The 12,404-nt window shown below is 63.8% G+C and carries 14 protein-coding genes; 10 read left to right on the top strand and 4 right to left on the bottom strand.

The window, feature by feature from the left end; translation table 11 throughout:
* Nucleotides 1-33: 33 nt before the first annotated feature.
* Nucleotides 34-963 carry a tetratricopeptide repeat protein gene (locus C7G41_RS23370; RefSeq protein ID WP_106944735.1) on the bottom strand — a complete coding sequence of 310 codons (930 nt, stop codon included), beginning with the start codon at nucleotides 961-963 and terminating at the stop codon, nucleotides 34-36.
* Nucleotides 964-1,066: 103 nt separating this feature from the next.
* Here C7G41_RS23370 and C7G41_RS23365 point away from each other — a divergent pair, with 103 nt between their 5' ends.
* Nucleotides 1,067-1,342, top strand: coding sequence for a GNAT family N-acetyltransferase (locus tag C7G41_RS23365; RefSeq protein ID WP_106944734.1), 276 nt, complete (start codon nucleotides 1,067-1,069; stop codon nucleotides 1,340-1,342).
* A gap of 53 nt (nucleotides 1,343-1,395) precedes the next feature.
* Here the strand turns inward: C7G41_RS23365 and C7G41_RS23360 are convergent, their stop codons facing one another.
* A complete protein-coding gene (locus C7G41_RS23360; RefSeq protein WP_106944733.1) occupies nucleotides 1,396-1,779 on the bottom strand; it encodes a DUF3597 domain-containing protein in 384 nt (127 codons plus the stop codon).
* 332 nt (nucleotides 1,780-2,111) lie between these two features.
* Here C7G41_RS23360 and C7G41_RS23355 point away from each other — a divergent pair, with 332 nt between their 5' ends.
* Both C7G41_RS23355 and C7G41_RS23350 read left to right on the top strand, forming a co-directional pair.
* Nucleotides 2,112-3,020, top strand: coding sequence for a DUF2189 domain-containing protein (locus C7G41_RS23355; protein ID WP_199198565.1), 909 nt, complete (start codon nucleotides 2,112-2,114; stop codon nucleotides 3,018-3,020).
* A 130-nt stretch (nucleotides 3,021-3,150) separates the two neighbouring features.
* Complete coding sequence (locus C7G41_RS23350) at nucleotides 3,151-3,975, top strand: lytic murein transglycosylase (RefSeq protein ID WP_106944731.1); 825 nt, start codon at nucleotides 3,151-3,153, stop codon at nucleotides 3,973-3,975.
* Nucleotides 3,976-4,046: 71 nt separating this feature from the next.
* Here the strand turns inward: C7G41_RS23350 and C7G41_RS23345 are convergent, their stop codons facing one another.
* On the bottom strand, nucleotides 4,047-4,373 hold the full coding sequence (locus C7G41_RS23345) for a hypothetical protein (protein WP_199198564.1): 327 nt from the start codon (nucleotides 4,371-4,373) through the stop codon (nucleotides 4,047-4,049).
* 637 nt (nucleotides 4,374-5,010) lie between these two features.
* Here C7G41_RS23345 and C7G41_RS23340 point away from each other — a divergent pair.
* From C7G41_RS23340 to C7G41_RS23315, 6 genes are all read left to right on the top strand, one after another.
* Nucleotides 5,011-5,163: a DUF1127 domain-containing protein gene (locus tag C7G41_RS23340; protein WP_007590701.1), complete on the top strand. Its 153-nt coding sequence runs from the start codon at nucleotides 5,011-5,013 to the stop codon at nucleotides 5,161-5,163.
* A gap of 126 nt (nucleotides 5,164-5,289) precedes the next feature.
* Entirely contained in the window at nucleotides 5,290-6,717 is a 1,428-nt protein-coding gene (gene trmFO, locus C7G41_RS23335; protein ID WP_106944729.1) for a methylenetetrahydrofolate--tRNA-(uracil(54)-C(5))-methyltransferase (FADH(2)-oxidizing) TrmFO, read from the top strand.
* A gap of 7 nt (nucleotides 6,718-6,724) precedes the next feature.
* Nucleotides 6,725-7,819, top strand: coding sequence for a serine/threonine protein kinase (locus C7G41_RS23330; RefSeq protein ID WP_199198563.1), 1,095 nt, complete (start codon nucleotides 6,725-6,727; stop codon nucleotides 7,817-7,819).
* A 103-nt stretch (nucleotides 7,820-7,922) separates the two neighbouring features.
* Nucleotides 7,923-8,474, top strand: coding sequence for a CAP domain-containing protein (locus C7G41_RS23325; protein ID WP_199198562.1), 552 nt, complete (start codon nucleotides 7,923-7,925; stop codon nucleotides 8,472-8,474).
* Nucleotides 8,475-8,566: 92 nt separating this feature from the next.
* Entirely contained in the window at nucleotides 8,567-8,980 is a 414-nt protein-coding gene (locus C7G41_RS23320; protein WP_106944726.1) for a GFA family protein, read from the top strand.
* A 29-nt stretch (nucleotides 8,981-9,009) separates the two neighbouring features.
* Nucleotides 9,010-10,188: an aminotransferase class V-fold PLP-dependent enzyme gene (locus C7G41_RS23315; protein ID WP_106944725.1), complete on the top strand. Its 1,179-nt coding sequence runs from the start codon at nucleotides 9,010-9,012 to the stop codon at nucleotides 10,186-10,188.
* 69 nt (nucleotides 10,189-10,257) lie between these two features.
* On the opposite strand, the gene C7G41_RS23310 is transcribed toward C7G41_RS23315, so the two are convergent.
* Nucleotides 10,258-10,719 carry a cupin domain-containing protein gene (locus C7G41_RS23310; protein ID WP_007610684.1) on the bottom strand — a complete coding sequence of 154 codons (462 nt, stop codon included), beginning with the start codon at nucleotides 10,717-10,719 and terminating at the stop codon, nucleotides 10,258-10,260.
* Nucleotides 10,720-10,845: 126 nt separating this feature from the next.
* On the opposite strand from C7G41_RS23310, the gene C7G41_RS23305 reads away from it, so the two are divergent.
* On the top strand, nucleotides 10,846-12,399 hold the full coding sequence (locus tag C7G41_RS23305) for a winged helix-turn-helix domain-containing tetratricopeptide repeat protein (RefSeq protein WP_106944724.1): 1,554 nt from the start codon (nucleotides 10,846-10,848) through the stop codon (nucleotides 12,397-12,399).
* Nucleotides 12,400-12,404: the final 5 nt, after the last annotated feature.

Raw genomic sequence — 12,404 nt, 5'->3', positions numbered from 1 at the left:
TCCAGCCCCGTCGTCGCGAGAAGCGACCGAGAGCTACAACACCCCGAGCTTCCTGAGCTGCTCCTGCGCCGTCGGCAGGCCAGGCTTCAATTCCAGCGCCTTCCTGAAATCGGCGATCGCGCCCTGTTTGTCGCCGAGCCGCAGCTTGGCCTGTCCGCGGTTGCTCCACGAGAACACGTCGGAGGGATCGTATTGCAGCGCCTTGTCGTAATCGGAAAGGCCGCCCTTGCTGTCGCCCTGATAGAGCCGGATCATGCCGCGATTGCGCCAGCCGCGCGCGTCGGTCGGCGCAACACGGATCGCCTCGCCATAATCGGCGGCGGCGCGATCAAGCTGCTCGCTGTCGCGATAGACGTTGCCGCGGTCGATATAGCCGAGCAGATCGGGCGCAAGCTTGATCCGCGTGGTGTAGTCGGCGATGGCATGCGCTATGTCGTGCTTGCGGTAATATACCAGCGCGCGATTGGCGTAGGCCATGGCGTATTTGGGATCACGCTTGATCGCGGCGTCGAAGTCGGCGAAGGCGCCGTTGAGGTCGCCCTTGTTGAAACGCGACTCGCCGCGATTGCTGTAGGCCAGCGCCAGCGACGGATCGAGCTTGATGGCCAGGTCGTAATCGGCGATGGCGCGATCATAGTCGCGCTTGAAACTGTGGACACGGCCCCGATTGTTGTAGGCGCAGGCATAGCCGGGGTCGAGCCTGACCGCCTCATCGAGATCGGACAGCGCCGCGTCGAGCTCACGCTTCTCCGTGAGGCCATGACCGCGATTGCAATAAGCGCCGGCGAGCCGGGGTCCACTCTCGCTCTTGGTTTCGATCACGGTCGAGCAAGCCTTGATCCGCTGGTCCGGCGAGCTGGTCAATCCGACGCAAGCCTCCCAGGCCGGACCGCCTGCCGCCGAAGCCGGCGCCGGCGAGGTCAGCGCGGCGAGCAGCGCGATGAGGCTGAGCGGGACACGCATTTTCCGGATATCTCCCCTGCGGCAACCACTCTTGGTCGCACCTTGGCAAGGCCCGGTTCAGGCGCCTAGATCAGAGGCAAGCAGCATGTCGGAAGGATTTTGCATGGCGCCATCGGTACGGGACAACAAGGACAGAAGCCGCTTCGAGCTCGATGTCGGCAGCGAAATCGCCTTCGCCAATTACCGGCTGACGCCGTCGGCGGTGATCATCACCCACACCGAGACGCCGCACGCGCTGCGCGGCCGCGGCATCGGCTCCGAGCTGGTCAAGGGCGCGCTGGAATTGATCCGCCGCGACGGCAGGAAGGTGATCGCCGGTTGCGGCTTCGTCGTCGACTATCTCGACAAGCATCCGGAAGATGCGGATCTCGTCGCCTGAATGCAAAAGGGCCCGCGCGATCGCGGGCCCTTGGATTGCGACCGGGCGATCGGTCAGTGCTTGATCTCCGGCGGCAGCTTGCCGCCATTGGCGGCGAGCTTGGACATCACCTGCTTGTGCAGCCAGACGTTCATGCTCGCGGAATCGTTGGTATCGCCGCTGTAGCCGAGCTCCTTGGCGAGGTCCTTGCGCGCAGCGAGGCTGGAATCGATGTCGAGCGCCTTCATGAGGTCGACGATCGAGGTGCGCCATTCCAGCTTCTCGCCCTTGTGCGCGGCGACCGCCGCATCGACGATCGAGGCAACATCCACCGCTGGCGCGGATCCGCTCGGCGCGGCCCCTGCGGGCGCGCTGCCCGACGGACCACCGCCTGCGGGCGCGGCGGAAGCTGGGTGGCTACCGAAGATCGCGCCCATAATTTTCCCGAAAATGCTCATGTCTGCTCCCCGAAAAGGACCCGTGGAAGGGCCTTGAGTGGCACTTATAGACCAAGTTGCGTCGTTGTGCCCGCAAAGTTCCGCGGACCAACACGCAGCATCAGCTTATCTGCGGCGAAATGACGACCGAATGACATCATCGAGGTTGCGCTGCGGCATCGAATCTCACCCAAGCGTGAGGGACATGACTCGCAAATGGGCGTACGCTTGACGTTCAGTTCGCGATGCCATCCGGAATTCGCGTCTGGTTGGGATCGCGAAACTCAGAATAGCGGCCGCTTGCGCCGTTTGCTGGCGCCAGATGCGGCCGCATGGCAAGGGAGCTAGCGACCATGGCCACATTCTACCCGGGCAATGTCCCCACCTTGGCCCAGACCGCAGAAGCGGCTGGACCTGTGATCCGAACCATCCAACTCTCCGATCTGCACGATGCGCTCAAGCGCGGCTGGGACGATTTCAAGGCGGTGCCGAGCCACGCCATCATCCTCTGCGTGATCTATCCTGTGCTGGGTCTCGTGCTTGCACGCGTGGTGATGGGCTATTCGGTGCTGCCGTTGCTGTTCCCGCTGGCCGCGGGCTTCGCGCTGATCGGCCCGTTCGCCGCGCTCGGTCTCTACGAGCTCTCCAGCCGGCGCGAGCGCTATGAAGAGGCCAGCGCCTGGGATGCCATGGAGGTGCTGCGTTCGCCCTCCTTCGGCGCCATGCTCGGTCTCGGCGCGCTGCTGCTGGCCCTGTTCGTGACCTGGGTTGCGACCGCGCAGGCGATCTACGTCGCGGCTTTCGGCTATGAGGGCGCGTCCGGGATCTCGGATTTTCTGACGCGCGTGCTCACGAGCCGGCAAGGCTGGTGGCTGATCGTGGTCGGCTGCGGCACCGGCTTTCTGTTCGCCCTTGCCGCGCTCTGCATCAGCGCCGTGTCGTTCCCGCTGATGCTCGACCGGCATGCCGGCGCGTTCGAGGCAATGGTGACGTCGCTCCGCGTTATCGCGAAGAACCCGGTGCCGATGGCGGCCTGGGGCCTGATCGTGGCCGTGCTGCTGGCGCTAGGCACGATTCCCGCCTTCCTCGGCCTTGCCGTGGTGATCCCCCTGCTTGGCCACGCCACCTGGCATCTCTACCGCAAGGTGATCGTGTCGGATCCGGCCACGCGTCCGGTGCCGCCTCCGCCGCATCGTCCACGCAAGCCGGCCGCCGACTTCCCCGCCAACCTCTTCCCCTGGCGCAATCGGACCGACGCCTGACGATATCGTGACATGCGATCCTGCCCCGGTGCCGGCAGGATCGCGCACCGTCATACGCCTTGCTTTGGCCGCGGTTTCCACCGAGATTGCGCCCGCCGTTCAGATCACTTCACGGAATTTATTTGCTCGAATGACCCCGACGATTTCTCGTCTCGCCCTCGCAGCCTTAGCCATCACCGCGTCCATCCTATCCGCTCAGCCAGCGCTCGCCGCCGTTGCCTGCGGTTCGGGCAATTTCGACGCGTGGCTTGCAGACTTCAAAACGGACGCCGCGGCCAAAGGCGTCTCGCAACAGGCCATTTCCGCCGGGCTCGCCGGGGTAACGCTCGATCAGAGCGTGCTCAACCGCGACCGCTCGCAGAAGGTCTTCACCCAGACCTTCGAGGAGTTTTCCGGTCGCATGGTGCCGCCGCGCATGACGCGCGGCTCCAACATGATGAAGCAATACGGCTCAGTGCTCTCGCGGATCGAGCAGACCTACGGCGTGCCCGGCGAGGTGCTGGTCGCGATCTGGGGTCTCGAGACCGATTTCGGCGTCAATACCGGCAAGTTCGCGACCATCCGCTCGCTGGCGACGCTGGCCTATGACTGCCGCCGCGCCGAGCAGTTTCGCGCCGAGCTGCTGGATGCGCTGCGCATCGTCCAGCGCGGCGACCTCGCACCGGCCGACATGAAGGGCGCGTGGGCCGGCGAACTCGGCCAGACCCAGTTCATGCCGTCGTCATGGATGAAATATGCCGTCGATTTCGACGGCAATGGCAAGCGCGACCTCCTGCACAACGCCCCCGACGTGCTCGCCTCCACCGCGAACTACCTTGCCGGCTATGGCTGGCAGAAGGGTAAGGATTGGCAGCCGGGCAGTCCGAATTTCGCGGTGCTGCAGCAGTGGAACAAGAGCGAGGTTTACTCGAAGACCATCGCTTATTTCGCCACCCAGCTCGCGCACGCCCCTTAGCAAGCCCTCGTCAAAACGCGTAGGGCCGATCGCCTGGCGACCGGCCCTCTCCTGGTGCGTTCCTGAAGTTCTTATTTGCCCATAGTGGCGTGCATCGCCTTGCTCAGATGCGCGCCGCACGCACCCATTTTGCCGTTGAGCAGCGAGTCCTGCGCGGACGCGATCTCCTTCTGCGCGACGAACTTGCCGTCGCCATCGGCCATGTTCTCGATCGCGGTCTCGGTCTTCTCCAGATTGGCCGAGCTGCAGCCGCCGGCGGCGTGCTTGGCGGCCTGGGCTGGCGCGACGGCGAATGCGACCGCGGCAATTGCGATAACCCCGAGTAACTTCGTCATGACGTTACCTTCCTTCTCTTGTTCTTGGGCCAGAGCCAGCGACATTGCCGGATTCTGCGACATCACTTTCCTCCGGGCGCGGCAACTTGACGCAATGAATTCCCCGCGAGAATTGCGTGATGTTGCGTGCCACGCAGAGCCGCATGAGAAATTTCTGATTTTCATTACATGCTTGTAATCAAGGCCACACGTTCGGCGTGTGTGCACTACGCTAGGGCAGAGGCCGGGGCTCACGAAGCGGGCTAGATTCGTCCTGACTTACCGACTTTCGTCATGTCGATCCGCCGGGTCAGGCGAATCGCCGGCCACAGCGGCTAAAAAGGGCACCTCTACGCTAACAAGTGAATATTAATTCACTAAACACACTCGCTCATCATGCGATTCGCGCATGCGAGACTTGGGTATAGAAGCTAGTCAATCAGCTTGCGGACGGCCGGAAAGCAACTTATTTCGCCCCTGAACGGAGCCGGCTGATCTGCCGTAAATCCGTGAATCAACGGGTATTTTCCGCACGCATTTTCCTGTTTCGCCTACCCTTTGGGCGGGCCTGCCCTTGGGTTAATCGTCCGTTACCGATGCCATGCATCCAGCGATTAGCTGCATCGCAACATAGGAACTTTCGCACTGCACCACTCTCACCTATATTCATTTCAACGATGAGGCTCGGGCAAGAGCTGAATCGAACTACAGGAGACTACCAATGCTGCTTTCGCTCATCCGCATGATCCAGGCTTTCCGGGACTATCAGCGCAATGTTGCCGAGCTGTCCCAGCTCAGCGATCGCGAGCTGGCCGACATCGGCCTCGATCGCTCGGACATCCCGCGCGTTGCCGCCGGTCAGTATCAGGGCTGATATCGTTCAGCCCTTAGCCGGACGAACCGATAGCGCCCGCCTCGTGCGGGCGTTGTCGCATCCGGAGGCAGAAAACTCGATCTCGGCGATTCCACTGATCGCCGAAAAGCGCTACCTGTCCGCCCCATGACAGGACCCCAATCAAATACCGTGCACGTGATCGGCGCTGGCCTTGCCGGCTCCGAAGCCGCCTGGCAGGTGGCCAAATCGGGCGTGCCCGTGGTGCTGCACGAGATGCGGCCGACCCGCATGACCGAGGCACACCGCACCGACGGGCTTGCCGAGCTCGTCTGCTCCAATTCGTTCCGCTCGGACGATGCCGCCAACAACGCCGTCGGCCTGCTGCATGCCGAGATGCGCCGCCTCGATTCGCTGATCATGCGCGCAGCCGACGCCAATCAGGTGCCAGCCGGCGGCGCGCTGGCGGTGGACCGCGACGGCTTCTCAGCGGCCGTCACCAAGGCGCTGAACGATCATCCCCTGATCGAGATCGCACGCGGCGAGGTGGCAGGCCTGCCGCCGGCCGAGTGGAGCAACGTCATCGTTGCGACCGGCCCGCTCACTTCGGCGCCGCTGGCCGACGCGATCCGCGAGCTGACCGACGAGAACGCCCTCGCCTTCTTCGACGCGATCGCCCCGATCGTGCACCGCGAATCCATCGACATGTCGGTGGCCTGGTTCCAGTCACGCTACGACAAGGTCGGTCCCGGCGGCACCGGCGCCGACTACATCAACTGCCCGATGACAAAGGAGCAGTATGACGGCTTCGTCGCAGCTCTGGTCTCCGGCGAGAAGACCGAATTCAAGGAATGGGAGGCCAACACGCCCTATTTCGACGGCTGCCTGCCGATCGAAGTCATGGCGGAACGCGGCCCCGAGACTCTCCGCCACGGGCCGATGAAGCCGGTCGGCCTCACCAACCCGCACGATCCCACCACAAAAGCCTACGCGATCGTGCAGCTCCGCCAGGACAACAAGCTCGGCACGCTCTACAACATCGTCGGCTTCCAGACGAAGCTGAAATACGGCGAGCAGCAACGCATCTTCCGCTCCATTCCGGGGTTGGAGAAGGCCGAATTCGCTCGCCTCGGCGGCCTGCATCGCAACACCTTCCTCAACTCGCCAAAGCTGCTCGACGGCCAGTTGCGCCTGCGCGCGCAGCCGCGGCTGCGTTTTGCCGGCCAGATGACGGGCTGCGAGGGCTATGTGGAATCCGCCAGCATCGGCCTGATCGCCGGCCTCTATGCGGCAGCGGACGTGCGCGGTGAGACGCTTGCGAGTCCGCCGGGCACGACGGCGCTTGGATCCCTGCTCGGCCACATCACCGGCGGGCATATCGAGACCATCGAGCCCGGCACGCGCTCGTTCCAGCCGATGAACATCAATTTCGGCCTGTTCCCGCCGCTCGCTAGCGCACCGACGAAGAAGCCCGACGGAAGCCGGCTGCGCGGGAACGAGAAGACGGTGGCCAAAAAGCAGGCGATGAGCGCGCTGGCGCTCGCCGATCTCGATCGCTGGATCGCCGATCACCTGCGCATTGCCGCCGCGGCGTGAGTTTTTGATGAATCTTCCCAAAGACGACGCCGCAACACTCTCGGCGCGCTGGACCGAGGGCGTGCTGCTCAAGCGCGACGTGTTCTCGACCGTCGAGCGCGGCCGATTCCGCGACGATGACGGCGAGGTCGACGCGGTGCTGCGCCGCCTCGACGAGGTGCCGTGGTGGTCATTCCTTTTGGCGCGCCATCTGTTCGCCCGGGAGAAGCATGCGCTGGCACTCGCCAAGGGCCTCGATGTCGGCCCCGAGCTATTGTGGGCCGGACGCCGCGCGCTGGTGCGCAGCTTCGTCGATGGTGTCGCACTGCATCTGGCGAAGCCGCATGGCGACCTTGCCTATTTTCGCTCGGCCAAGGCCGCGCTGCGACGGCTGCGCCGCGCCGGCATCTGCCACAACGATCTTGCCAAGGAACAGAACTGGCTGGTCGGCCGCGACGGGCTCGCCTATGTGACCGACTTCCAACTCGCGGCCTGCTTCGAACGTCGCGGCCGGCTTTCCCGCATCCTGGCCTATGAAGATCTCCGGCATCTGCTCAAGCACAAGCGCTCCTACGCGCCTGAGGCGCTGACGCCGCGCGAGCGCAAGATCCTGGCGAAGAAGTCGTTCGCCGCCAGCCTGTGGCTCGCCACCGGGAAGAAGGTCTATCGGGCAATCACCCGCGGCCTGTTCAACTTCACCGACCGCGAAGGCGGCGGCCGCCGGCTTGTGAACGACGCGCCGGTGCTGGCGGAACTGATCCGCAAGAACCCCGCGGTGCGCGACACAGCCATCGTCGCCTTTGCCGACCGCCGCTCCGGTGTCGGGCTCTATGCCTTCGTCGAAGCCGATCAGGCCGCGCTCGAAGGCCAATTGCGGAACGAGCTCACCGCCGCCAAGGGGCCGAAGCCGCCGGAACACATCCAGGTCGTGCACGCGCTGCCACGCAATCCGGACGGCAAGCCGCGCACGGAGATCCTGCAACTGGTCGCCATGAACCAGCTCGACCTGATCGAGCCGATGATGAAGAACGACCAGGACCGCGCCTTCCTCAAGGACATCCTGGAGCAGCGCAAGAACCTGCGCGACCGCTTCAATTTCGAGGCCGACCTGCCGGCGGGCTAGCGTGGATCACGCCTTGAAGCGTCCACATTGGCGATAGAGAAGCGATCCGATCATTCGGGCTTGGCGGGGACTTGGCGGGATCATGGGCACTCGGGGGACGACGATGCATCGTGTGGTTGGCGGCCTGATCGCCGTGCTTCTGCTGATCGCCGCCGCGCCCGCGATGGCCGAGTCTCCGGCCGAGCTGATCTCGAGCTTCCGCCTCAAGCATGGTGAGGTCCGCGTCGCCCGCGATTCGACCCTCGACCGCATCGCCATGGACCAGGCCCGCGCGATGGCGACAAAGGACGACCTCAGTCACGACGCCCTCGGTCCGTTCAACCGCCGGGTCGCACCGGCCGGCGCAGGCCGCGCCGCCGAGAACATCGCCTACGGCTACGACAATTTCGAGAAGACCCTGGGACAGTGGATCGACTCGTCCGGGCATCGCAAGAACCTGCTGCTGCACAACGCTTCCCGCGTCGGGATCGCGAGCGCGAAAAACGCCAGCGGCAAACGCACGTATTGGGCGATGGTGATTGCGGGCGACTATGAGCCGAAGGGCAAAGGCAAGAAGGACAAGGAGCCCCTCGTTGCCGTGAAACGCGAAGCCGCTCCTGCAAGCAAGCCGAAATCCGGCGGCTGCCACATCAAGCTGCTCGGCCTCTGCATCTGAGGCGAGACGCCGCGCCGGAAGCATTGTTGCGCGCGCTTCTCCGACCGGCCATTATGATCGCGCCGCTATCCTCAACCAACCTGAGGCGATCAATGGCCAAGAAGTACACCGCTCAATGCGCCTGTGGCGCCATCAAGTTCGAATTCAGCACCGATCCGTCCTTCATCGCCAATTGTCATTGCAACGACTGCAAGCGCGCTTCGGGCGGCGAGATGGCGACCTTCTTCGCGGTACCCGAGGACGATTTCACGCTTCTCTGCGGCAAGCCGAAGGCGTTTCACTACATCGCCAATTCCGGCAAAGGCCTGGATCGCAATTTCTGCCCGGAATGCGGTTCGCGGGTCTTTACCACTAATCTCGATAGCTTCCCCAAGACGGTCTTCGTCCAGTTGGGCAGCCTCGACCGGCCTGACCTCGTTGCACCGAAGATCGAGATGTTCACCAAGCGTCGCATGTCGTGGAACACGCCGCTCAACCTGCCGCAGTTCGAGGAAATGCCGCACTGACGCGACGATAGTCCGAGCCGGAGATTGACTTGATCAACATCGAGCGAGTACGTGCCGACACGCCAGCCACCTCCCGGCAGGCTTACCTGCACAATGCGGGCGCGGCGCTCATGCCCGTCGCTGTCGTCGAAGCCATGAAGCACCATATCGATCTGGAGAGCGAGATCGGAGGCTATGCCGCCGCCGACCGTGAGGCGCCCCAGCTTGAATCCGTCTACGGCTCAGTGGCGCGCCTGCTGAATGCCGCGCCCGATGAGATCGCCCTCATGGAGAATGCGACGGTTGCCTGGCAGATGGCGTTCTACGCGCTTCCGTTTCGTCAGGGCGACCGGATCCTGACTGCGGAAGCGGAGTACGCGGCCAACTATGTCGCCTTTCTCCAGGTCGCCAAGCGAACAGGCGCCGCGATCGACATCGTGCCGAGCGATGCCAGCGGCGAGCTCGACGTTGACGCGCTCGAACGCATGATCGACGAGCGCGTGAAACTGATTGCGATCACCTGGGTTCCGACCAATGGCGGGCTGGTCAATCCGGCTGCGGCCGTCGGCAAGATCGCGCGGGCGCAGGGCATTCCTTATCTGCTCGACGCCTGCCAGGCGGTCGGACAGATGGCGGTCGACGTCGAGGCGATTGGCTGTGACATGTTGTCGGCGACCGGTCGCAAATTCCTCCGCGGCCCGCGCGGCACCGGCTTTCTCTACGTCCGCCGGGCGATGCTGCAGCAGCTCGAACCGCCAATGATCGACCACTTCGCCGCACCCTGGGTCTCCCGGGACGCTTATCGGCTGCGTGACGATGCGCGCCGTTTCGAGACCTGGGAGAACAACTACGCAGCCCGGCTGGGGCTCGGCGCGGCCGTCGACTATGCCCTCGATATCGGGATCGGCCCCATCGAGCAGCGTTGCCGCATGCTGGCGGACCGCCTCCGGGGCGGCCTTGCGTCCATTCGCGGCACCAGAATTCGCGACCTCGGACGCGCTCCGGGAGCCATCGTCAGCTTCACGGTGGAAGGGTACGAGGCGGACGCGGTCGTCAGCGACGCGGCCGCAGCCGGCATCACGATCGGTGCCTCGGATCCGTCGAGCACGCGCATCGATGCCGAAATTCGCTCGCTGCCGCCGGTGGTCCGCGCCTCCCCGCATTACTACAATACGGAAGCCGAGATCGATCGGCTGATCGCCCACCTGGAAGCTTTGACGCCACGATAGCAAGGCGCAAGAACCTGCTCGACCGAATCGAGTTCGAAGCCGATCCGCCGTCGCCCCAGCACATGGCCTTCAACCTTTCGTTGTCAGCGCCGACAGCTGGTCGGTGTCGAAACGGGCGCGCAATTCACTGATGGCTTTCGCGTCCGGGGCTCCGCTTGCGGTCAGCTTGGCCAACTCTTCGAAGTAGCGTTCGTGTCCCGGTGGAGAGACCGTCATGAGCACGCGCGCTGGCTTCTCGCTGACGTTGGTGATGTTGTGCGGGACGCCGGGGGGAATGAAGAGATAGGTCCCCGGTGCCGCTCGGACGACTTCGTCACCGACATGCCATTCGCACTCGCCCTCCAGCATGTAGAAGGTCTCTTCCTGCACGCGATGAACGTGCCGGCCTGTGGCGAACCCTGCCGGTATCGTCCAGTCGAACATGCTGGTGTGCTTTGTATCTTCGCCGGTAACCAGGAAGGCCATCGGTTGACCGCGTAGCATGATTCCCTTGGTCTCGCCGGACCTGCGGATGAGCGGTTTGGCGTTCATGTGACCCTCCATGGCTCGGTGCGGCTCTGCTGAAAACCACGCCATGGTGATCCAGCGGCTCCTGAAAGTGGTGAAGCCGTTCGGAAAACATTGCAAAAAACCTCCGAAATGTGCCCTTCTTTGGCAATGGCCATGATCCTTGAATTTGGTCCATTCCGTCTCGACGCCGATGCAGGAATCCTTTTCCACGGTGCCGAGCCGATCCCCCTCGGCCAGCGAGCCGTCCTGCTCTTGGCCCTGCTCGTGCAACGGGCCGGCGCGCCGGTGTCCAAGGAAGCCTTGATCGAGGCGGCGTGGCCTGCCCAGGCAATCGAGGACAGTAATTTGACCGTCCAAATCGCCGCTGTGCGGCGCATTTTGGCGGATATCTCTGGAGAGGCCCGCTGGATCGAGACCCTGCCGCGGCGTGGCTATCGCTATGTGGGTCCCTCCGTTACGACGTCCCATCGGGATCACGCATCCGCCGCCTCCGCAGCGCCATCGCTGATGTTGCCTGACAGGCCGTCAATCGCGGTCTTGCCCTTCGCGAACCTGAGCGGTGATGCAGAGCAAGACTACTTTGCCGAAGGGATGGTCGACGACATCATCACCGGACTGTCGCGCATCAACTGGCTGTTCGTAATCGCGCGGAATTCGACGTTCATTTACAAGGGGCGTGCGGTGGACTTGAAGCAGGTCGGCCGCGAGCTTGGCGTCCGGTATGTGCTGGAAGGCAGCGTCCGGAAGACCGGCACAACGGTCCGTATCACGGGTCAGTTGATCGATACGTCGACCGGCGGGCATTTGTGGGCCGAGCGCTACGACCGCGGGTCCGAGGACGTTTTCGCCCTCCAGGATGACATCGCCCTATCGGTCGTCGGCGCCATTGCGCCGAGCCTGCGGCGCGCCGAATTCAACAGGGTCAAGCGCCAACGGCCCGACAGCCTCGATGCCTATGATCTTGTCCTGCGGGCCCAGCCGGATGTCGATTCCGGAATGCCAGAGCAGGTCACGCAAGCCCTTGTGCTGCTCGCACGTTCGATCGCGCTTGAGCCCACTTATGCGCTAGCGCACGGCAATGCCGCAATGTGCCACCATTGCCTGTTCCTTCGAGCCGGTTTGCAGGAGGTCAATCGGGCCGCGTCGATCCATCATGCACGGTCGGCCCTGATCCACGGACAGGATGACGCGCTTGCTCTCACCCTTGCGGCTTTTTCGATCGGCATGGATGGGCACGATCGTTCCGCAGCATTCACTGCACTCGACGCCGCACTCGCCATCAGCCCATCATCGGCGCTGACCTACATCCTCGGCAGCGTCATGCTCGGTTGGAGCGGCGAAGCCGACCGCGCCATCGAGTGGAGCGAAAGGGGCGTGCGGCTCAGTCCGTTCGATCCCTGGGCCTTTGCTGCGTTCGACGCGCAGGCCATGGGACACTTCCACCGCGGTCGATATGAAGATGCCTGTCGTGCGGCCTACCGGTCGGTTCAGGCCAATCCTCGACACAGCATTACCTATGTGCAACTGGCCGCGGCGCTCGCAAAGCTCGGACGTCTGGAAGAAGCGAGGGCGGCGGCCGCCCGGGTGCTCGAGTTGCACCCGACGTTTCGCTACAGCCGGCAGTTCTCAGGCGTTAACTGTTCCCCGTCGCTTGCGTCGTCCCTTGGCGAGGCGCTTCGTGCCGCCGGCCTGCCGGAATAACGGTC

Origin of the sequence: Bradyrhizobium sp. MOS002 (assembly GCF_003020115.1) — a bacterium.
Classification (GTDB): Bacteria; Pseudomonadota; Alphaproteobacteria; order Rhizobiales; family Xanthobacteraceae; genus Bradyrhizobium.
The sequence above is the reverse complement of the archived record's forward strand: the minus strand, read 5'-3'. Positions and strand labels throughout refer to the sequence as shown.

Excerpts from the sequence above, each read along its gene's own strand:
- C7G41_RS23370 (WP_106944735.1), bottom strand. The coding sequence starts at position 963 with ATGCGTGTCCCGCTCAGCCTCATCGCGCTGCTCGCCGCGCTGACCTCG.
- C7G41_RS23365 (WP_106944734.1), top strand. The coding sequence starts at position 1,067 with ATGGCGCCATCGGTACGGGACAACAAGGACAGAAGCCGCTTCGAGCTC.
- C7G41_RS23360 (WP_106944733.1), bottom strand. The coding sequence starts at position 1,779 with ATGAGCATTTTCGGGAAAATTATGGGCGCGATCTTCGGTAGCCACCCA.
- C7G41_RS23355 (WP_199198565.1), top strand. The coding sequence starts at position 2,112 with ATGGCCACATTCTACCCGGGCAATGTCCCCACCTTGGCCCAGACCGCA.
- C7G41_RS23350 (WP_106944731.1), top strand. The coding sequence starts at position 3,151 with ATGACCCCGACGATTTCTCGTCTCGCCCTCGCAGCCTTAGCCATCACC.
- C7G41_RS23345 (WP_199198564.1), bottom strand. The coding sequence starts at position 4,373 with ATGTCGCAGAATCCGGCAATGTCGCTGGCTCTGGCCCAAGAACAAGAG.
- C7G41_RS23340 (WP_007590701.1), top strand. The coding sequence starts at position 5,011 with ATGCTGCTTTCGCTCATCCGCATGATCCAGGCTTTCCGGGACTATCAG.
- trmFO (WP_106944729.1), top strand. The coding sequence starts at position 5,290 with ATGACAGGACCCCAATCAAATACCGTGCACGTGATCGGCGCTGGCCTT.
- C7G41_RS23330 (WP_199198563.1), top strand. The coding sequence starts at position 6,725 with ATGAATCTTCCCAAAGACGACGCCGCAACACTCTCGGCGCGCTGGACC.
- C7G41_RS23325 (WP_199198562.1), top strand. The coding sequence starts at position 7,923 with ATGCATCGTGTGGTTGGCGGCCTGATCGCCGTGCTTCTGCTGATCGCC.
- C7G41_RS23320 (WP_106944726.1), top strand. The coding sequence starts at position 8,567 with ATGGCCAAGAAGTACACCGCTCAATGCGCCTGTGGCGCCATCAAGTTC.
- C7G41_RS23310 (WP_007610684.1), bottom strand. The coding sequence starts at position 10,719 with ATGAACGCCAAACCGCTCATCCGCAGGTCCGGCGAGACCAAGGGAATC.
- C7G41_RS23305 (WP_106944724.1), top strand. The coding sequence starts at position 10,846 with ATGGCCATGATCCTTGAATTTGGTCCATTCCGTCTCGACGCCGATGCA.